At 55.1% G+C, this 18,397-nt stretch carries 20 protein-coding genes; 8 read left to right on the top strand and 12 right to left on the bottom strand.

All coding sequences use genetic code 11. The features are described 5' to 3' along the window. Positions 1 to 15 precede the first annotated feature (15 nt). Entirely contained in the window at positions 16 to 1,527 is a 1,512-nt protein-coding gene (gene pepA, locus ACOTX7_RS08220) for a leucyl aminopeptidase (protein WP_003861882.1), read from the bottom strand. 265 nt (positions 1,528 to 1,792) lie between these two features. Between pepA and lptF the strand changes: the two genes are divergently transcribed. The 5 genes from lptF (at position 1,793) to mtgA (ending at position 8,054) form a co-directional block, all read left to right on the top strand. Next, positions 1,793 to 2,893 carry an LPS export ABC transporter permease LptF gene (gene lptF, locus ACOTX7_RS08215; RefSeq protein WP_000584142.1) on the top strand — a complete coding sequence of 367 codons (1,101 nt, stop codon included), beginning with the start codon at positions 1,793 to 1,795 and terminating at the stop codon, positions 2,891 to 2,893. Next, positions 2,893 to 3,975, top strand: coding sequence for an LPS export ABC transporter permease LptG (lptG, locus tag ACOTX7_RS08210; protein WP_001147540.1), 1,083 nt, complete (start codon positions 2,893 to 2,895; stop codon positions 3,973 to 3,975). The genes lptF and lptG overlap by 1 nt, the downstream gene beginning before the upstream one ends. Positions 3,976 to 4,112: 137 nt before the next feature. Beyond that, a complete protein-coding gene (gene arcB, locus ACOTX7_RS08205) occupies positions 4,113 to 6,446 on the top strand; it encodes an aerobic respiration two-component sensor histidine kinase ArcB (RefSeq protein WP_221256520.1) in 2,334 nt (777 codons plus the stop codon). Positions 6,447 to 6,678: 232 nt separating this feature from the next. Then, positions 6,679 to 7,332, top strand: coding sequence for an isoprenoid biosynthesis glyoxalase ElbB (gene elbB / locus ACOTX7_RS08200; protein WP_032674072.1), 654 nt, complete (start codon positions 6,679 to 6,681; stop codon positions 7,330 to 7,332). Beyond that, complete coding sequence (gene mtgA / locus ACOTX7_RS08195) at positions 7,329 to 8,054, top strand: monofunctional biosynthetic peptidoglycan transglycosylase (protein ID WP_125358612.1); 726 nt, start codon at positions 7,329 to 7,331, stop codon at positions 8,052 to 8,054. The genes elbB and mtgA overlap by 4 nt, the downstream gene beginning before the upstream one ends. Before the next feature lie 39 nt (positions 8,055 to 8,093). Here the strand turns inward: mtgA and npr are convergent, their stop codons facing one another. The 11 genes from npr to ACOTX7_RS08140 all read right to left on the bottom strand — a co-directional run bounded on the left by npr (position 8,094) and on the right by ACOTX7_RS08140 (position 16,013). Further along, positions 8,094 to 8,366 carry a PTS phosphocarrier protein NPr gene (gene npr / locus ACOTX7_RS08190; RefSeq protein ID WP_003861872.1) on the bottom strand — a complete coding sequence of 91 codons (273 nt, stop codon included), beginning with the start codon at positions 8,364 to 8,366 and terminating at the stop codon, positions 8,094 to 8,096. Beyond that, positions 8,363 to 9,217 (bottom strand): RNase adapter RapZ, encoded by an 855-nt coding sequence (gene rapZ, locus ACOTX7_RS08185; RefSeq protein WP_003861870.1) that lies wholly within the window; start codon positions 9,215 to 9,217, stop codon positions 8,363 to 8,365. Before rapZ ends, npr begins: the two co-directional genes overlap by 4 nt. Before the next feature lie 45 nt (positions 9,218 to 9,262). Beyond that, positions 9,263 to 9,754 carry a PTS IIA-like nitrogen regulatory protein PtsN gene (gene ptsN, locus ACOTX7_RS08180; protein ID WP_006812138.1) on the bottom strand — a complete coding sequence of 164 codons (492 nt, stop codon included), beginning with the start codon at positions 9,752 to 9,754 and terminating at the stop codon, positions 9,263 to 9,265. Positions 9,755 to 9,836: 82 nt separating this feature from the next. Further along, positions 9,837 to 10,124, bottom strand: a complete 288-nt coding sequence (gene hpf, locus ACOTX7_RS08175; RefSeq protein WP_003861866.1) for a ribosome hibernation promoting factor — start codon at positions 10,122 to 10,124, stop codon at positions 9,837 to 9,839. 22 nt (positions 10,125 to 10,146) lie between these two features. Then, positions 10,147 to 11,580, bottom strand: coding sequence for an RNA polymerase factor sigma-54 (gene rpoN, locus ACOTX7_RS08170; RefSeq protein ID WP_221256519.1), 1,434 nt, complete (start codon positions 11,578 to 11,580; stop codon positions 10,147 to 10,149). A gap of 47 nt (positions 11,581 to 11,627) precedes the next feature. Further along, positions 11,628 to 12,353, bottom strand: a complete 726-nt coding sequence (gene lptB, locus ACOTX7_RS08165) for an LPS export ABC transporter ATP-binding protein (RefSeq protein ID WP_003861862.1) — start codon at positions 12,351 to 12,353, stop codon at positions 11,628 to 11,630. A gap of 6 nt (positions 12,354 to 12,359) precedes the next feature. Continuing rightward, positions 12,360 to 12,914 (bottom strand): lipopolysaccharide ABC transporter substrate-binding protein LptA, encoded by a 555-nt coding sequence (lptA, locus tag ACOTX7_RS08160; protein ID WP_006812136.1) that lies wholly within the window; start codon positions 12,912 to 12,914, stop codon positions 12,360 to 12,362. Beyond that, positions 12,883 to 13,458 carry an LPS export ABC transporter periplasmic protein LptC gene (lptC, locus tag ACOTX7_RS08155; protein WP_006812135.1) on the bottom strand — a complete coding sequence of 192 codons (576 nt, stop codon included), beginning with the start codon at positions 13,456 to 13,458 and terminating at the stop codon, positions 12,883 to 12,885. Before lptC ends, lptA begins: the two co-directional genes overlap by 32 nt. Then, positions 13,455 to 14,021 (bottom strand): 3-deoxy-manno-octulosonate-8-phosphatase KdsC, encoded by a 567-nt coding sequence (kdsC, locus tag ACOTX7_RS08150; RefSeq protein WP_032674071.1) that lies wholly within the window; start codon positions 14,019 to 14,021, stop codon positions 13,455 to 13,457. Before kdsC ends, lptC begins: the two co-directional genes overlap by 4 nt. Before the next feature lie 14 nt (positions 14,022 to 14,035). Then, on the bottom strand, positions 14,036 to 15,022 hold the full coding sequence (gene kdsD, locus ACOTX7_RS08145; protein ID WP_221256518.1) for an arabinose-5-phosphate isomerase KdsD: 987 nt from the start codon (positions 15,020 to 15,022) through the stop codon (positions 14,036 to 14,038). Between the two features lie 13 nt (positions 15,023 to 15,035). Continuing rightward, positions 15,036 to 16,013 carry a calcium/sodium antiporter gene (locus ACOTX7_RS08140; protein WP_421626067.1) on the bottom strand — a complete coding sequence of 326 codons (978 nt, stop codon included), beginning with the start codon at positions 16,011 to 16,013 and terminating at the stop codon, positions 15,036 to 15,038. A 227-nt stretch (positions 16,014 to 16,240) separates the two neighbouring features. Between ACOTX7_RS08140 and mlaF the strand changes: the two genes are divergently transcribed. The 3 genes from mlaF to mlaD are packed head-to-tail and all read left to right on the top strand — an operon-like array spanning position 16,241 to position 18,396. After that, entirely contained in the window at positions 16,241 to 17,053 is an 813-nt protein-coding gene (gene mlaF, locus ACOTX7_RS08135) for a phospholipid ABC transporter ATP-binding protein MlaF (protein ID WP_006812132.1), read from the top strand. Positions 17,054 to 17,060: 7 nt separating this feature from the next. After that, positions 17,061 to 17,843 carry a lipid asymmetry maintenance ABC transporter permease subunit MlaE gene (gene mlaE, locus ACOTX7_RS08130; RefSeq protein ID WP_003861848.1) on the top strand — a complete coding sequence of 261 codons (783 nt, stop codon included), beginning with the start codon at positions 17,061 to 17,063 and terminating at the stop codon, positions 17,841 to 17,843. A gap of 4 nt (positions 17,844 to 17,847) precedes the next feature. Next, positions 17,848 to 18,396, top strand: coding sequence for an outer membrane lipid asymmetry maintenance protein MlaD (mlaD, locus tag ACOTX7_RS08125; RefSeq protein ID WP_006812131.1), 549 nt, complete (start codon positions 17,848 to 17,850; stop codon positions 18,394 to 18,396). Position 18,397: the final 1 nt, after the last annotated feature.

Here is an 18,397-nt window from a genome sequence, read left to right as displayed (position 1 = left end):
ACCCGGCGTTTTACATCACTCGTCGCCGTTAAAACCCGCACGATTGAGCAGGAACTGCGACAGCAGCGCCACCGGACGTCCGGTCGCGCCTTTGGCTTTACCGGAGCGCCATGCGGTGCCAGCAATGTCCAGGTGCGCCCAGTTGTACTTGCGGGTGAAGCGCGCCAGGAAGCAGCCTGCGGTAATTGCGCCGCCAGGACGACCGCCAATGTTCGCCATGTCTGCGAAGTTAGACTCCAGCTGTTCCTGGAACTCATCCCCCAGCGGCAGACGCCACGCGCGGTCGCCAGCCTGTTCGGACGCGCCGATCAGCTCATGCGCCAGCGGGTTGTGGTTCGACATCAGGCCGGTGATGTGATGGCCCAGCGCGATCACGCAGGCGCCGGTCAGGGTAGCCACGTCAATCACCGCTTCAGGCTCGAAGCGCTCAACGTAGGTCAGCACGTCGCACAGTACCAGACGGCCTTCGGCGTCGGTGTTCAGCACCTCAACGGTCTGACCGGACATGGTGGTCAGCACATCACCCGGACGATACGCGCGGCCGCCAGGCATGTTTTCGCAGCCCGCCAGCACGCCGATCACGTTGATGGGTAACTGAAGTTCCGCGACCATGCGCATCACGCCGTAAACCGCCGCTGCGCCACACATGTCGTATTTCATCTCATCCATGCCTTCTGAAGGCTTGATGGAGATACCGCCGGAGTCGAATGTCAGCCCTTTACCGACGAGCACGATGGGACGCGCATCTTCAGATGGATTGCCTTTGTATTCGATGACCGACATCAGGGATTCGTTCTGGGAGCCGTTACCGACCGCCAGATAAGAGTGCATTCCCAGCTCTTTCATCTGCTGTTCGCCGATGACGCGGGTGATGACGTTCTTGCTGTAGGCGTCAGCCAGCTGGCGCGCCTGAGAGGCGAGATACGCGGCGTTACAGATGTTTGGCGGCATATTGCCAAGATCTTTTGCCGCTTTAATACCGGCGGCAATCGCCAGACCGTGCTGAATAGCGCGCTCGCCGCTGGTCAGCTCGCGACGGGTTGGCACGTTAAAGACCATTTTACGCAGCGGGCGACGTGGCTCGCTTTTGGTGGTCTTAAGCTGATCAAAGCTGTAGAGGCTCTCTTTTGCGGTTTCGACGGCCTGACGTACTTTCCAGTACGTGTTGCGGCCCTTAACGTGCAGCTCAGTCAGGAAGCAGACCGCTTCCATCGAACCAGTATCATTCAGTGTATTAATGGTTTTCTGAATAACCTGCTTGTACTGGCGCTCATCAAGCTCACGTTCTTTACCACAGCCAATCAGCAGAATACGCTCGGACAGGACGTTCGGAACATGGTGCAGCAACAGGGTTTGCCCTGGTTTGCCTTCCAGTTCGCCACGGCGCAGCAGGGCGCTGATATAGCCGTCGCTGATTTTATCGAGTTGCTCGGCGATCGGGGAGAGTCGGCGTGGTTCAAAGACGCCCACAACGATGCAGGCACTCCGCTGTTTCTCCGGGCTACCGCTTTTTACACTGAACTCCATGCACTACGCTCCTGAATCTTAAAGACAACGGCGGCGGCTACGGATAGAATTGAAACCTTTCGTAACTCATGTCCGCCGTTGTGGTGACTTCGTGTTAATCTTACGTTACTACGGTTTCGACACGTCAATAAATGTCATGAAGCGCGAATCCGCCGGGTTTTTTAATCTTAGCGATGATTTCGACGACTCAAGAGAATAAATGACGTTTAAGCCATGAAACAAGCTAAATTCCTGCATAAGACGAGTTTTAACGGGCGTATTTAAAGTGATAATCATAAGATATCTGGTTCGGGAGACGCTGAAGAGCCAACTGGCGATCCTCTTTATCCTCCTTCTGATCTTTTTCTGTCAGAAGCTGGTCAGGATCCTCGGCGCGGCGGTTGATGGCGAAATCCCAACGAATCTGGTGCTTTCCCTGCTCGGGCTTGGCGTGCCGGAAATGGCGCAGCTTATCCTGCCGTTAAGCCTGTTCCTTGGTCTGCTGATGACCCTGGGTAAGCTCTATACCGAAAGTGAAATCACCGTGATGCATGCCTGCGGCCTCAGTAAAGCCGTACTGGTAAAAGCAGCCATGGTGCTGGCGCTGTTCACGGGCATTGTTGCCGCGGTTAACGTCATGTGGGCGGGGCCGACCTCTTCCCGTCATCAGGATGAGGTGCTGGCGGAAGCCAAAGCTAACCCGGGGCTGGCGGCGCTGGCGCAGGGGCAGTTCCAGCAGGCGACCGACGGTAACTCCGTGCTGTTTATCGAAAGCGTGGATGGCAACCGCTTTAATGACGTGTTTCTTGCTCAACTGCGCCCGAAAGGTAACGCTCGCCCTTCTGTGGTGGTGGCAGACTCCGGTCAGCTGGCGCAGCGTAAAGATGGCTCTCAGGTTGTCACGCTGAACAAAGGAACGCGTTTCGAAGGCACGGCAATGCTGCGTGACTTCCGTATTACCGATTTCCAGAACTATCAGGCCATCATTGGTCATCAGGCCGTCGCGCTCGATCCAACGGATACTGAGCAGATGGATATGCGTACCTTAATGAATACCGATACCGATCGTGCGCGTGCTGAATTGCACTGGCGTATCACTCTGGTATTCACCGTATTTATGATGGCGCTGATGGTGGTTCCACTGAGTGTGGTGAACCCGCGTCAGGGGCGCGTGCTGTCGATGCTGCCAGCGATGCTGCTGTATCTGGTGTTCTTCCTGCTGCAAACCTCAATCAAGTCTAACGGCGGGAAAGGAAAAATTGACCCGATGATCTGGACCTGGGTCGTGAATGGTTTGTATCTGCTGCTGGCAGTCGGACTCAACTTGTGGGACACGGTGCCTGTGCGTCGTCTTCGTGCCCGGTTTACGCGTAAAGGAGCCATCTAATGCAGGCGTTTGGCGTACTTGACCGCTATATCGGTAAAACGATTTTTACCACCATCATGATGACCCTGTTCATGCTGGTGTCGCTCTCGGGCATTATCAAATTTGTCGACCAGTTGAAAAAAGCCGGGCAGGGGAGTTACGACGCGTTAGGCGCGGGGATGTATACCCTGCTCAGCGTACCAAAAGATGTGCAGATCTTCTTCCCGATGGCGGCCCTGCTGGGTGCGCTGCTGGGGCTGGGGATGCTGGCTCAGCGTAGCGAGCTGGTGGTGATGCAGGCATCGGGCTTTACCCGTATGCAGGTTGCGCTGTCGGTGATGAAAACCGCGATCCCGCTGGTGCTGTTGACCATGGCGATTGGCGAATGGGTCGCGCCGCAGGGTGAACAGATGGCGCGTAACTACCGTGCTCAGGCTATGTACGGCGGTTCACTGCTCTCCACACAGCAGGGGTTATGGGCGAAAGATGGTCAGAACTTCGTCTATATCGAACGCGTGAAAGGGGACGATGAACTGGGCGGCGTGAGCATCTACGCTTTCAACAACGATCGTCGTTTGCAGTCGGTGCGTTATGCCGCCTCCGCTAAATTTGATGCGAACAACAAGCTGTGGCGGTTATCCCAGGTTGATGAATCTGACCTGACGAACCCGAAACAGATCACCGGTTCGCAGACTGTTAGCGGTACCTGGAAAACCAACCTGACGCCGGACAAGCTCGGCGTCGTGGCGCTGGATCCGGATGCGCTCTCCATCAGTGGTCTGCATAACTACGTGAAGTATCTGAAATCCAGCGGACAGGATGCGGGGCGTTACCAGCTCAACATGTGGAGCAAAATCTTCCAGCCGCTGTCCGTTGCGGTGATGATGCTGATGGCGCTGTCGTTCATCTTTGGGCCACTGCGTAGCGTGCCGATGGGGGTTCGCGTGGTAACCGGTATCAGCTTTGGTTTCGTGTTCTACGTCCTCGATCAGATTTTCGGTCCACTGACGCTGGTGTATGGCATTCCGCCGATTATCGGTGCGCTGTTGCCGAGCGCCAGTTTCTTCCTGATCAGCCTCTGGATGCTGCTAAAACGCTCCTGATCACTCCTCTTCCTCGCTCCCGGTTGCACGGGGGCGAGGCTAATCTCCTGTTTCACCCCGCACTTTTTCTCACAACCTGCAACGCCTCGCCGTGAATTTGAGTATTATTGAGCGATAAAGTCGTGAAGGGATCCTCTATGAAGCAAATTCGAATGCTGGCCCAGTACTACGTCGACCTGATGATGAAGCTTGGGCTGGTGCGTTTTTCCATGCTGCTGGCGCTGGCACTGGTCGTTCTGGCGATAGTTGTTCAAATGGCCGTGACCATGGTTCTGCATGGTCAGGTCGAGAGCATCGACGTGATCCGCTCTATTTTCTTTGGCCTGCTGATCACCCCCTGGGCGGTCTATTTCCTTTCCGTAGTGGTTGAGCAACTGGAAGAGTCCCGACAGCGTTTATCGAAACTGGTGGATAAGCTGGAAGAGATGCGCGAACGCGATCTCAAACTCAACGTTCAGCTAAAGGACAACATTGCCCAGCTGAATCAGGAAATTTCAGACCGTGAGAAGGCGGAAGCCGAGCGCCAGACCACGCTTGAGCAGCTGAAAATTGAGATGAAAGAGCGTGAAGTGACGCAGATCCAGCTTGAACAGCAATCCTCTTTCCTGCGCTCGTTCCTCGATGCGTCGCCAGATCTGGTGTTCTATCGTAATGAAGATAAAGAGTTCTCCGGCTGTAACCGGGCGATGGAACTGTTGACCGGGAAAAGCGAAAAGCAGCTGATCCACCTGAAGCCTCAGGATGTCTATTCCGAAGAGGCGGCAGCAAAAGTGATGGAGACGGATGAAAAGGTCTTCCGCCATAACGTTTCGCTGACCTATGAGCAGTGGCTGGACTATCCCGACGGACGTAAAGCCTGCTTTGAGATCCGCAAAGTGCCTTATTACGACCGGGTGGGAAAACGTCATGGTCTGATGGGCTTTGGCCGTGATATCACCGAGCGTAAGCGTTATCAGGATGCGCTGGAGCGCGCCAGCCGGGATAAAACCACCTTCATCTCCACCATCAGCCATGAACTGCGCACCCCGCTGAATGGCATTGTGGGGCTGAGCCGCATTCTGCTGGATACCGAGCTGACCAGCGAGCAGGAAAAATACCTCAAAACGATCCACGTCTCGGCGGTCACGCTGGGCAATATCTTCAATGATATTATCGACATGGATAAGATGGAGCGCCGTAAAGTTCAGCTCGACAACCAGCCAGTTGATTTTACCGGCTTCCTCGCGGACCTGGAAAACCTGTCAGGTTTGCAGGCTCAGCAAAAAGGGTTGAGCTTTGTGATGGAGCCAACCCTGCCGCTGCCGCATAAAGTGGTGACGGACGGCACGCGTCTGCGTCAGATCCTGTGGAACCTCATCAGCAATGCCGTGAAGTTTACCCAGAAGGGGCAGGTTGCGGTGCGTATTCGCTATGACGAAGGGGACATGCTGCACTTTGAAGTTGAGGACTCGGGTATCGGCATTCCTCAGGAGGAGCAGGATAAGATCTTCGCCATGTACTATCAGGTTAAAGACAGCCACGGCGGTAAACCGGCGACCGGTACGGGCATTGGCCTGGCGGTGTCGAAACGTCTGGCGAAAAGTATGGGCGGGGATATCACCGTTGCCAGCCAGCCGGGTAAAGGCTCCACCTTTACGCTTACCGTCCACGCGCCTGCCGTCGCGGAAGAGGTGGAAGATACGTTTGAGAACGACGATATGCCGCTGCCAGCCCTGCACGTCCTGCTTGTGGAAGATATTGAGCTGAACGTCATTGTCGCCCGGTCGGTACTGGAAAAACTCGGCAACAGCGTGGATGTGGCGATGACCGGCAAAGCCGCGCTGGAGATGTTCACGCCGGGCGAGTACGACCTGGTGCTGCTCGATATTCAGCTACCGGACATGACCGGGCTGGATATTTCCCGCGAGCTGACGCGCAAATACGCTTCTGACGAGCTGCCGCCGCTGGTGGCGTTGACCGCAAACGTGCTGAAAGATAAAAAAGAGTACCTCGAGGCCGGTATGGACGATGTGCTCAGCAAGCCGCTGGCAGTGCCTGCCCTGACGGCGATGATCAAGAAGTTCTGGGATACCTGTGATGAAGAGGAGAGCACCATGACGTCTGTTGATAGCGCCAAAGCCCAAACGATTCTGGATACCGCCATGCTGGAGCAGTATATCGATCTGGTGGGACCCAAACTGATCACCGATGGCCTGGCCGTGTTCGAAAAAATGATGCCGGGCTATCTGAACGTGCTCGAATCCAACCTGACGGCGCGTGACCAGAAGGGCATCGTCGAAGAGGGACATAAAATCAAAGGCGCGGCTGGCTCCGTCGGATTACGCCATCTCCAGCAACTGGGCCAACAGATTCAGTCACCTGATTTACCTGCCTGGGAAGATAACGTGGGTGATTGGGTTGAAGAGATGAAACAAGAGTGGCAAAACGACGTGGCAGTGCTGAAAGCCTGGGTGGATGCCAGAAAAAAATGACCCCGGCTATACCGGGGTGCGCGAATACTGCGCCAACACCAGGGAAATCGTGGCTGCGCCTGATTTTTATGGGTTGTTTTCGCATGGACGCCGCCTGAAAATTGAGGCCGCACGCAGACAAGATAGCAAATCTTAAATAGTTTGTTACATGAATCAGTGAAATATGTGAAGCATAGCGTTTTAATCAGAATTTTTAATGTGCTTCAGCGAGTTGCATAGAAGGATCGTCAGAATGAAAAAGATTGGTGTCGTGCTGAGCGGATGTGGTGTTTTCGATGGTTCAGAGATACATGAAGCCGTATTAACGCTACTGGCATTATCGCGCCAGGGGGCGGAGGTTATCTGTTTCGCCCCGGATAAAACCCAGGCAGACGTGATTAATCATCTTACCGGCGAGCCGATGGCGGAAAGCCGTAACGTCCTGATTGAAGCGGCGCGTATTGTGCGCGGGGATATTCACCCGCTGGCACAGGCTGATGCCGCTGAACTTGATGCCCTCATCGTGCCGGGCGGTTTTGGCGCGGCGAAAAACCTGAGCACGTTTGCAACTGAGGGGGCGGCGTGTCATGTCGATCCTGATTTAAAAGCGCTATCGCTGGCGATGCATGCGGCAGGTAAGCCACAGGGCTTTATCTGCATAGCGCCAGCCATGCTGCCGAAAATTTTTGATTTCCCACTGCGGCTCACGATCGGAACCGACATTGATACCGCTGAGATGGTCGAGGATATGGGCGGCGAACACGTGCCATGTCCGGTAGACGACATTGTGGTGGATGAGGACAACAAAATCATCACCACGCCAGCCTATATGCTGGCGCAGAACATCGCCGAGGCTGCCGCAGGCATTGAAAAGCTGGTGGACAGAGTCCTGGTTCTTACCGAATGAGTCGTAAATTATCCCCCGGCGGGTGGCTAAAACGGATCCTGCTGCGTTTTGTGTTGGTTCTGGCGGTTTTCTGGGGCGGCGGTATTGCGCTTTTCAGCATCCTGCCCGTCCCGTTCTCCGCCGTGATGGCAGAGCGGCAAATTAGCGCCTGGCTCTCCGGTGATTTTGGCTACGTTGCCCACTCAGACTGGGTCAGCATGGATGCAATCTCCCCGTGGATGGGGCTGGCGGTCATTGCGGCAGAAGATCAGAAATTCCCGGAACACTGGGGTTTTGACGTGGCGGCGATCGAAAAGGCGCTGGATCATAATGAACGCCATGAGAACCGCGTCCGCGGCGCATCGACGCTTTCTCAGCAGACGGTAAAAAACCTGTTCTTGTGGGACGGTCGTAGCTGGGTGAGAAAAGGGCTGGAGGCAGGGCTGACGCTGGGAGTCGAGACGGTGTGGAGCAAAAAACGCATTTTAACCGTCTACCTGAATATCGCGGAGTTTGGTGACGGCGTGTTTGGGGTCGAAGCGGCATCGCAGCGCTATTTTGGCAAGCCCGCCAGCAGGCTGACTATGTCCGAAGCGGCACTGCTCGCTGCCGTTCTGCCGAACCCGCTGCGGTTTAAGGCCAGCGCTCCGTCAGGCTACGTGCGAAGCCGCCAGGCGTGGATTATGCGCCAGATGCGTCAGCTGGGTGGGGAAGGGTTTATGGAGCGAAATCATCTCATGTAGAGCGGGTGAGCGCAGCGCCACCCGCCAGAACAGCAGGTTTTAGTCTTCGTCAAACCCGGCATTAAACAGGGCAATCACCGCCGCCAGCGCTTCTTCTTCCTGCGGGCCGGTGGCTTCCACTTCAATCTGGCGGCCTTTGGCAGAATCCAGCATCAGCAGCGCAATCACGCTGTTGGCTTCTGCCTCGGTTCCCTCGTCGTTGCGCAGCAGCACCTCAGCATCAAAACCCTGCATCAGTTCAAACAGCTTCATCGCCGGGCGCGCATGCATGCCCAGCTTGTTGGTGATTTCGACGGTCTGTTTTACGGTCATGTTTTGCGTTTTTCCAGCGTGCGATGACGGGACTGAACGTTCTTCCCGCGTGAGCGGAAGTAATCGGCCAGCTGTTCGGCAATGTACACCGAACGATGTTTACCGCCGGTACAGCCAATCGCTACCGTCAGGTAGCTGCGATTGTTTGTTTCCAGCATAGGTAACCATAGCTCAAGGTAGCTTCGCGTCTGGTAGATAAAATTGTGTACTTCTGTGTGTCGATCGAGGAACGCCGCCACGGGCTTATCCAGACCGGTCATAGGACGCAGTTTCGGATCCCAGTGTGGGTTCGGCAGGAAACGCACATCAAAAACGTAATCCGCATCGATAGGTATGCCGTGCTTAAAGCCGAAGGATTCAAACACCATTGTCAGTTCGCGCTCGCGCTTGCCGAGTAAGCGAGTACGCAGCATTTCCGCCAGCTCGTGGACGGACATTTCTGAGGTGTCGACAATCAGGTCGGCCCGGGAACGCAGCGGCTCAAGCAGATCGCTCTCTTTATCGATGGCGCTTTCCAGCGAAAGATTTTTACTGGAGAGCGGATGCAAACGACGTGTATCGCTGTAACGACGGATCAACGTGTTGCGGTCAGCATCCAGGAACAAGAGCTGAGGCGAGAAGCATTCCGGCAGGCTGTTCATTGCCTGCTCGAAGATTTCCGGCGATTCCGGCATGTTACGCACGTCAATACTGACCGCGGCAGAGATTTGCCTGTCCGCAAGCGTCCGCGCCAGATCGGGTAACAGCACTACCGGTAGGTTATCTACGCAGTAAAATCCCATGTCTTCCAGCGCGCGCAGGGCCACGGACTTCCCGGACCCCGAACGACCGCTGACGATCATCAGCACCATGTTCCGTTTCTCCTCAGGGCAGCAGTTCTGAAAGCCATCTCCCGATTATGCCTCATCCTGGTGGCCTTCTGCTTCAGTGATAATTTGATAAAGCTCTTCATCACTTTGGGCTGAGCGCAGTCGACGACAAATGGTTTTATCCGCCAGACGTTTGGCAACCAGCGACAGCGTGTGCAGGTGGGTTTTGGTCTGATCGGCAGGAACCAGCAGCGCGAAGAGCAGATCCACAGGCTGGTTATCGATGGCGTCAAAAGCGATAGGCGTTTCCAGTTGCACAAACACCCCCACGGCACGCAACGTATCTTCTTCCAGCTTGCCATGCGGGATCGCAATGCCATTGCCGATGCCGGTACTGCCCATTTTTTCACGGGTCAGAATGGCTTCAAACACGATCTGCGGCGGCAGACCCAGCTGCTTTGCGGCCAGCTCACTGATAATTTCCAGCGCACGTTTTTTGCTCTGGCAGTGAACGCCACTGCGGGTACAATCCTGGTTAAGGACATTGCTCAGTTGAAGAGCGGAATCGTTGTTTATCATAATTTCACCTAAGCGCTAACTGTACAAATGGCCTGTTGTGTTTCACAACAGGCCGTCCTGCACCCGTTAACTGCCCGGACAATTAGTGTTGTTTCAGTTTATCTTTATGTTTATTGAGCTGTCTCGCAAGCTTATCAATCAAGCCGTCGATAGCCGCGTACATGTCTTGCCCTTCCGCACTGGCATGGAGTTCCCCTCCGTTGACGTGCAGGGTCGCATCCGAGATATGCGTCACTTTCTCCACTTTCAACACAACATAGACCTGGTTGATCCTCTCGAAATACTGCTCGAGTTTCGCAAACTTAGTGTTTACAAAATCGCGTAAAGCCTCAGTAATCTCGACGTTATGTCCGGTGATATTGAGCTGCATAGTGTCTTCCTTATCGGTTGTGTCAAACCAGTTGTTTACGCTGGTTAGACGGCGGAATGGATAAAGACTCTCGATACTTCGCGACAGTACGACGTGCCACCATAATACCCTGATCGGACAGCATGGTGGTTAACTTACTGTCACTGAGTGGCTTCGCGGGGTTCTCCGCGGCGATCAACTTCTTCACCAGTGCGCGAATGGCCGTTGACGAGGCTTCGCCGCCGCCTTCGGTATTCACGTGGCTGGAGAAGAAATACTTAAGCTCAAAAATACCGCGCGGGCTGTGCAGATACTTCTGCGTAGTCACGCGGGAAATGGTTGATTCATGCATCTCGACGGCCTGGGCGATGTCCGCCAGCACCATCGGTTTCATAAACTCTTCGCCCTGCTCAAAGAACGCCTGCTGCTGTTCGACAATACAGCGGCTGACGCGCAGCAGCGTGTCATTACGGCTCTCCAGACTCTTGATCAACCAGCGTGCTTCCTGAAGGTTGCTGCGAATGTATTGATTGTCGGCATCGTTACGTGCGCTGGTGCACATGGAGGCGTATTGCTGGTTGATTTGCAGGCGAGGGATGCTGTCGGCGTTCAGTTCAACGACCCAGCGGTCATTGTGTTTTCTCACCAGCACGTCCGGGATAACGTACTCGGGTTCGCTGGTCTGGATCGACTGCCCCGGACGCGGATCGAGGGACTGGATCAGATTCACCGCTTCCTTCAGCACCTCTTCTTTCAGGCGCGTCACGCGCATCAGGGTGCGGAAGTCGTGGTTCGCTAGCAGATCCAGATGATCGCTGATGATGAGCCGGGCTTCGTCAATCCACGGTGTCTCTTTGGCAAACTGCGAAAGCTGGATCAGCAGGCAGTCGCGCAGATCTTTCGCGGCGACGCCAATCGGGTCGAAACGCTGAACGCGTTTCAGGACGGCTTCGATCTCTTCCATCTCAATGTCGTCATCGCCGATGCTTTCCAGTATTTCGTCCAGCGTCACGGTCAAATAGCCCGTGTCGTCAACGGCATCGACAATGGAGGTGGCAATCGCGCGATCGGTATCGGAGAAAGGGGTCAGCTCGACCTGCCACATCAGGTAGTCCTGAAGCGACTGGGTCGTTTCGCCCTGATAAACCGGCAACTCGTCGTCCTGGTAGTCTGCACGGGTCCCGGAGGGCGTACCCGCGGTGTAGATTTCATCCCAGCTGGCATCCAGCGGCAGTTCGTCTGGCATCTCTTTCTGTTCGAGCGCATCTACGGAGTCGAGCGTTTCTGTGTCCTGCGTCTGCTGGGTGTCTACCTCGTCATGAAGATCGGTTTGCTCCAGCAGCGGGTTACTGTCCAGCGCTTGCTGGAGCTCCTGCTGGAGTTCTAACGTGGACAACTGCAACAGACGGATTGCCTGCTGTAGCTGCGGCGTCATGGCCAGTTGCTGGCTGAGCCGTAATTGCAAACCTTGCTTCATGTTCAGCGCGTTTTTCTCCGGTTCGGCGTGATTTAACCTCTACCCTATCAGAGTCTGAAGTCTTCCCCAAGGTACACGCGCTTAACATGCTCATCTTCGAGGATTTGCTGCGGCGTACCGTGGGCAATCAGATGGCCCTGGCTCACAATGTAGGCGCGCTCACACACGGCCAGCGTTTCACGAACGTTGTGGTCCGTAATCAGTACGCCAAGCCCGCTGTCGCGCAGATGCTCAATGATACGTTTGATATCGATAACGGAGATGGGGTCAACGCCCGCAAACGGTTCATCCAGCAGGATGAATTTCGGGTTTGCTGCCAGCGCGCGCGCAATCTCAACGCGGCGGCGTTCACCGCCAGACAGTGCCTGACCGAGGCTGTCGCGTAGGTGTTCGATATGAAACTCTTCCATCAGCTCGTTCGCACGGTCAGTGCGCTGCTCGCTGGTCAGATCGTCACGGATCTGGAGCACGGCCATCAGGTTATCGAACACGCTTAAACGGCGGAAGATAGAGGCTTCCTGCGGCAGATAGCCGATGCCACGACGCGCGCGAGCATGCAGCGGCAGCAGGCTGATGTCTTCATCATCGATAATAATGTTGCCAGCGTCACGCGGGACAATGCCCACCACCATGTAGAAGGTCGTGGTTTTACCCGCACCGTTAGGGCCAAGCAACCCCACGATTTCGCCGGAGTTGACGGTCAGACTGACATCTTCGACGACGCGGCGGCCCTTGTACGCTTTCGCGAGGTTTTTTGCAGTTAATGTTGCCATAACGAATTAGTTACTCTTTTTCTGTGCCGGAGCCTGACCGTTGTTCTTGTCCTGCAACTGCGAAGGCACAAGCACGGTAGTGACGCGTTTGCCTTTTTCGCTGGAGGCCTGCATTTTCTGCTCTTTCACCAGATAGGTGATCTTGTCGCCTTTGATATTGCTGTCCAGCTGTTCCAGGTAGGCATTACCGGTCAGGATGACCAGATCTTTCGCCAGTTCATAGTGCATATGCGAGGCATGGCCTTTCACCGGCTTGCCGTTGTCCTGCATCTGGTAGAAGGTGGCCGGGTTGCCATAACCATCGATAATCTCTTTGCCCTGCTCGCCGCCCGGACGGGTAACGACCACTTTGTCGGCGTTGATTTTGATGGTGCCCTGGGTCATGACGACGTTGCCGGTAAAGGTGACGACGTTACCCTGCATATCCAGAGACTGGGTATCGGATTCAATATGAATCGGCTGTTCGGTATCGCCAGTCACAGCAAGCGCGGGAAGACTGGCCGCCAGCAGCGCGCTGGCGATAACCACTTTAAGGCTGAGTTTGTTTGTTTTGAATTTCATAGGAGGTTCTAACCTTTTCAATCAGCTCGGCGTTTTTGCTGCGTAAGTTCCCGCGCATTCTTAAACCGCTGGAATTAAATGTTGTGCCATACAGGGTGACTAAATCCTGCGACGTGACATCCTGGGTGACCAGGTTGATCTGGGCGTTATCCGTCGTAATTTTGCGCAGTTGAGCGTCAGCGGTCAGGGCGTTGACTTCAACGTGCCCATACAGGTAAAGCATACGGTCATTTGTCAGTTTTGCCCGGTCAGACTTGATCGACCACGTCGGCACTTTGTCCGTATCAAAGGTGGTCATGACCGGTTGGGTAAACCACGACGTACCGTCATCTGAAAAATATTCGACATGCTGCGCAACCAGGCGATAGTTCAGCGCGCCTTCCGGGCTATAGACCACGGTATCGCTGTGATCGCTTTTATAGGTCGGGTCGCTCGTGTTAACCACTTCCGCTTGTGAATCATCGCGATCGGCGAGGTTTACGCCAATCAGTACCAGGGCGACAAGCGCAAGCAGAATGATAACCCAACGTCTGGTTTTACTCATATTGATTGCCCTTTCGCCTCATCAAGCTTGCCCTGCGCCAGCAGAAGCAGATCGCAGACTTCACGGACGGCGCCACGGCCACCGTGAATATGGGTTACGTAATCAGCACGCGGGATCAGCAGCGGGTGCGCGTCAGCCACGGCGATGCTCAGACCCACCTCCGCCATCACTGGCCAGTCGATCAAATCATCGCCGACGTACGCCACATTCTCTGGCGCAATGCCCAGTTTTCCCAGCAGATCCCGGAAGGCTACCATCTTATCAGACTGCCCCTGATAGAGATGGGTAATGCCCAGCGTTTCACACCGATCTTCTACCAGTTTAGCTTTCCGTCCGGTGATGATTGCAACTTCAATGCCGGACGTGAGCGCACAGCGGATGCCGTAACCGTCGCGAACGTTAAAGGCTTTCAGCTCTTCGCCGTTATTGCCCATATAAATCAGACCGTCAGAGAGCACGCCATCTACATCGAGGATCAGCAGGCGGATATTTTCCGCCTTTGCCATCATGTGGGCACTCACCGGGCCATAACAGGTTGCAAGGGATGCACCCGCATTACTCATTGTCTTATCCTTCATTACACTACGCCAGCGCGCAGCAGATCATGCATATGTACCACACCCAGCAGTTGGTCGCCATCGGCAACCATCACTGAGGTAATATGACGGGACTGCATCAGGTTCAGCACATCTACCGCCAGCGTACCCGGACGGACGCGGATCCCGCCTGGCGTCATCACATCAGCGATACCCAGCGTTCGGACATCCACACCCATATCGAATACCCGGCGCAGGTCACCGTCGGTGAAAATGCCCTGAATCTTCATCAGGTCATCGCAGATGACCGTCATGCCCAGGTTTTTACGGGTGATCTCCAGTAACGCGTCGCGCAAAGAGGCCTCTTTGCTGACGTGCGGGATCTCATCCCCGGTGTGCATAATATCGTTCACCCGCAGCAGCAGCTTGCGCCCGAGCGCGCCGCCGGGGTGAGACAGGGCGAAATCTTCAGGCGTAAAACCACGGGCTTCCAGCAGCGCAACGGCAAGGGCATCGCCCATCACCAGCGCGGCGGTTGTGCTGGAGGTCGGCGCCAGCCCCAGTGGACAGGCTTCTTTTGGCACCTTCACGCAAAGGTGGATATCCGCCGCACGCGCCATACTGCTTTCCGGGCGGCTGGTCATGCAAATTAGCGGTACGTGCAGACGCTTCAGCACCGGGATCAACGCCAGAATTTCATTCGATTCCCCGGAGTTGGAGAGCGCAATAACCACGTCCTGCGGCGTAACCATGCCGAGGTCACCGTGCGCGGCTTCACCGGGATGAACGAAGAATGACGACGTGCCGGTACTGGCAAAGGTCGCCGCCATTTTGCGCCCGATATGGCCGGACTTGCCCATCCCCATCACCACGACTTTGCCGGCACAGTAGAACATTTTCTCACAGGCCCGACTAAAATCCTGATTAATGTACTGATCTAACTGCGCCAGACCTTCACGTTCAATCTCCAGAACGTCTTTGCCTGCTTTCTGAAAGTCAAAACCCGGTTGCAATTCTATTTGCGACATAATGCGTTTCCGTTTACCCAGAGAGAAGAGGCGAAAGCCAGTACAGCATCGCCAGCCATACGATAAATCCACCCGTCAATAGCGCGCCTGCGCCTTTGCCGATCTGCTCTTTTCGCCGCCAGCAGAGCAGGGCGAAAATCACGCTGACCAGCAGCATCACACCGTAATCGCGCGTGAAGACCATAGGGTTAAACGGCCCCGGCGAAATTAACGCTGGCAGCCCCGTCACGATCGCGATATTGAAAATATTAGAGCCAATGATATTGCCGATGGCGATATCATCTTCCCCTTTACGCGCCCCGGCGATGGCGGTAGCCAGCTCTGGCAGGCTGGTGCCGATGGCGATGACCGTCAGGCCGATTGTCAGTTCGCTCATCGCAAACGCGTTCGCCAGCACCGTCGCGTTATCGACTACCATCTGCGTGGCCATTGGCATGATGATCAGCGCGACGCCCAGCCACAGCAGGGCGACGGGCAAGGTCCCTTCCCGGGGCAGCTCGGCGAGATGCTCACGCGTGAGGCTATCGTTACCCTGTTTTTCCGCCAGACGTGCGATCTTCACGCTGTAAAGCAACCAGATCACGGCCAGGGCGAGCAGGAATATACCGTCATCGACGCTCAGCACGCCGTCATAAAGCACGTAGCCTGCCAGCAGGCTAACGAATAACATTAGCGGCAATTCACGACGCAAAACATCAGAATGCACGCGAAATGGATGCAATAATGCGGCTAAGCCTAAAATCAGTAAGATATTGACGATGTTAGAGCCAATCGCGGTGCCGATAGCGAGGTCGACCTGGCCATGCAGCGAGGCTGAAACAGAAACGATGATTTCAGGTAGCGATGTGCCTACACTGACCACCGTCATGCCGATAATGATGGGCGGCATGCCAATGAGTCGACAGAGAATGGATGCGGCAAAGACCAAACGGTCAGCACTGTAGACCACCAACAGTAAACCAATTATTAACAGTGCTGTTGCTAAAAGCATCAAAAGTCCTTTCTTCAGGTATACTCGCTGGTCCACTGCGCACGAATGTTGGCGCCAGATGAAGTCTGAGACGTAACGAATTCCTAATTTTGACTTTATGCGCCGGAAAAGTAAAACAAATGCCAGCTTTCGCTAACCCCAATAGTGAATATTCTGTAAAAATGCGGGGTTTAGGGCTGATTTACGCTTCATGCCAGCCGTGAAGCAAGGTAAGTAAGGAACCATAAATGAGCCAAACGATGGCGAATATAGTCGATGTCCGGGGCGTCAGTTTTTCTCGCGGCAACCGGTTAATATTTGATGATATTTCGCTGACCGTGCCGCGCGGTAAAATCACCGCCATCATGGGGCCGTCAGGGATCGGTAAAACCACGTTGCTGCGTCTGATCGGCGGGCAAATCCCCCCTGATAGCGGCGAAATTCTCTTCGACGGCGAAAATGTCCCGGAGATGTCTCGCTCGCGCCTCTACACGGTTCGCAAACGGATGAGCATGCTCTTTCAGTCGGGCGCGCTGTTCACGGATATGAACGTTTTTGACAACGTGGCCTATCCGCTGCGTGAGCACACCCATCTTCCCCCTGAGCTGTTGCACAGCACGGTGATGATGAAGCTTGAAGCCGTAGGGCTGCGGGGGGCGGCGAAACTCATGCCGTCCGAACTCTCGGGTGGGATGGCGCGCCGCGCCGCGCTGGCGCGTGCTATTGCCCTGGAACCCGATTTAATCATGTTCGATGAACCGTTCGTCGGGCAGGACCCTATCACCATGGGCGTGCTGGTAAAGTTAATCTCAGAGCTGAACAGCGCCCTTGGCGTCACCTGCGTGGTGGTGTCCCACGATGTGCCGGAAGTGCTGAGTATCGCTGATTACGCCTATATTGTGGCTGACAAAAAGATCGTCGCCCACGGCAGCGCCCAGGCGTTGCAGGAGAATGGCGATCCGCGTGTGCGGCAGTTCCTGGACGGTATCGCAGATGGGCCAGTGCCTTTCCGCTATCCGGCGGGCGACTATCATGACGATTTACTGGGAATAGGGAGTTAAGCCACTCATGCTGTTAAATGCGTTGGCGGGTCTTGGACACCGTGGCCTAAAAACCATCAGTACGTTCGGGCGTGCCGGATTAATGTTATTCAACGCGCTGGTTGGCAAACCGGAGTTCCGCAAGCATGCGCCGTTACTGGTGCGGCAGCTCTATAACGTCGGCGTTTTGTCGATGCTTATCATCATCGTGTCGGGTCTGTTTATCGGCATGGTGCTGGGGTTGCAGGGGTATCTGGTGCTGACAACCTACAGCGCGGAAACCAGTCTTGGCATGCTGGTGGCGCTTTCGCTGCTGCGTGAACTCGGGCCGGTGGTTGCCGCGCTGCTGTTCGCCGGGCGTGCCGGGTCCGCACTGACGGCTGAAATTGGCCTGATGCGCGCAACCGAACAGCTCTCCAGTATGGAGATGATGGCGGTTGATCCGCTGCGCCGGGTCATCTCTCCGCGTTTCTGGGCCGGGGTTATCTCCTTGCCGTTACTGACTATCCTCTTTGTGGCGGTAGGTATCTGGGGAGGCGCGCTGGTTGGCGTCAACTGGAAAGGCATTGATGCTGGCTTCTTCTGGTCTGCCATGCAGGACGCCATCGATCTGCGTATGGATCTGGTGAACTGTCTGATCAAGAGCGTGGTTTTCGCTGTGACGGTTACCTGGATTGCGTTGTTTAATGGTTACGATGCCATTCCGACGTCGGCGGGCATTAGCCGTGCAACGACGCGTACTGTCGTACATTCGTCGCTGGCCGTTTTAGGTCTGGATTTTGTGCTCACCGCACTGATGTTTGGGAATTGAGTTCATGCAAACGAGAAAAAATGAAATTTGGGTTGGCGTGTTTCTGCTTCTGGCGCTGCTGGCCGCGCTGTTCATCTGCCTGCGAGCGGCGGACATCACCTCAGTTCGCGCCGAGCCGACGTATCGCGTCTACGCGACTTTCGATAATATCGGCGGCCTGAAGGCGCGCTCACCGGTGCGTATTGGTGGCGTCGTTATCGGACGTGTCGCTGATATTACGCTTGATGAGAAAACCTATCTGCCGCGCGTCGCGATGGATATCGAAGAGCGTTATAACCACATTCCAGACACCAGCTCACTTTCTATCCGCACCTCTGGCCTGCTGGGGGAGCAATATCTGGCCCTTAACGTTGGTTTTGAAGATCCTGAGCTGGGAACGACTATCCTTAAAGACGGTAGCGTTATCCAGGATACCAAGTCAGCGATGGTGCTGGAAGATATGATTGGTCAGTTCCTTTACAACAGTAAAGGGGATGATAAAAAGTCTGACGATGCCCCTGCGCAGAGTGAAGACCACACCAACGTCGAACCGACGCCAGGCGCGACGAATTAAT

This window comes from Enterobacter cloacae complex sp. IR5418, assembly GCF_049238105.1.
GTDB lineage: Bacteria > Pseudomonadota > Gammaproteobacteria > Enterobacterales > Enterobacteriaceae > Enterobacter > Enterobacter hormaechei.
The sequence above is the reverse complement of the archived record's forward strand: the minus strand, read 5'-3'. Positions and strand labels throughout refer to the sequence as shown.

What these genes read in the sequence shown, in the direction of transcription:
- arcB (WP_221256520.1), top strand. Translation starts at nt 4,113, where the DNA reads ATGAAGCAAATTCGAATGCTGGCCCAGTACTACGTCGACCTGATGATG.
- rapZ (WP_003861870.1), bottom strand. Translation starts at nt 9,217, where the DNA reads ATGGTGCTGATGATCGTCAGCGGTCGTTCGGGGTCCGGGAAGTCCGTG.
- mlaE (WP_003861848.1), top strand. Translation starts at nt 17,061, where the DNA reads ATGCTGTTAAATGCGTTGGCGGGTCTTGGACACCGTGGCCTAAAAACC.
- lptC (WP_006812135.1), bottom strand. Translation starts at nt 13,458, where the DNA reads ATGAGTAAAACCAGACGTTGGGTTATCATTCTGCTTGCGCTTGTCGCC.
- kdsD (WP_221256518.1), bottom strand. Translation starts at nt 15,022, where the DNA reads ATGTCGCAAATAGAATTGCAACCGGGTTTTGACTTTCAGAAAGCAGGC.
- mlaD (WP_006812131.1), top strand. Translation starts at nt 17,848, where the DNA reads ATGCAAACGAGAAAAAATGAAATTTGGGTTGGCGTGTTTCTGCTTCTG.
- elbB (WP_032674072.1), top strand. Translation starts at nt 6,679, where the DNA reads ATGAAAAAGATTGGTGTCGTGCTGAGCGGATGTGGTGTTTTCGATGGT.
- rpoN (WP_221256519.1), bottom strand. Translation starts at nt 11,580, where the DNA reads ATGAAGCAAGGTTTGCAATTACGGCTCAGCCAGCAACTGGCCATGACG.
- pepA (WP_003861882.1), bottom strand. Translation starts at nt 1,527, where the DNA reads ATGGAGTTCAGTGTAAAAAGCGGTAGCCCGGAGAAACAGCGGAGTGCC.
- lptA (WP_006812136.1), bottom strand. Translation starts at nt 12,914, where the DNA reads ATGAAATTCAAAACAAACAAACTCAGCCTTAAAGTGGTTATCGCCAGC.
- ACOTX7_RS08140 (WP_421626067.1), bottom strand. Translation starts at nt 16,013, where the DNA reads ATGCTTTTAGCAACAGCACTGTTAATAATTGGTTTACTGTTGGTGGTC.
- ptsN (WP_006812138.1), bottom strand. Translation starts at nt 9,754, where the DNA reads ATGATAAACAACGATTCCGCTCTTCAACTGAGCAATGTCCTTAACCAG.
- lptG (WP_001147540.1), top strand. Translation starts at nt 2,893, where the DNA reads ATGCAGGCGTTTGGCGTACTTGACCGCTATATCGGTAAAACGATTTTT.
- kdsC (WP_032674071.1), bottom strand. Translation starts at nt 14,021, where the DNA reads ATGAGTAATGCGGGTGCATCCCTTGCAACCTGTTATGGCCCGGTGAGT.
- mlaF (WP_006812132.1), top strand. Translation starts at nt 16,241, where the DNA reads ATGAGCCAAACGATGGCGAATATAGTCGATGTCCGGGGCGTCAGTTTT.
- npr (WP_003861872.1), bottom strand. Translation starts at nt 8,366, where the DNA reads ATGACCGTAAAACAGACCGTCGAAATCACCAACAAGCTGGGCATGCAT.
- mtgA (WP_125358612.1), top strand. Translation starts at nt 7,329, where the DNA reads ATGAGTCGTAAATTATCCCCCGGCGGGTGGCTAAAACGGATCCTGCTG.
- lptB (WP_003861862.1), bottom strand. Translation starts at nt 12,353, where the DNA reads ATGGCAACATTAACTGCAAAAAACCTCGCGAAAGCGTACAAGGGCCGC.
- hpf (WP_003861866.1), bottom strand. Translation starts at nt 10,124, where the DNA reads ATGCAGCTCAATATCACCGGACATAACGTCGAGATTACTGAGGCTTTA.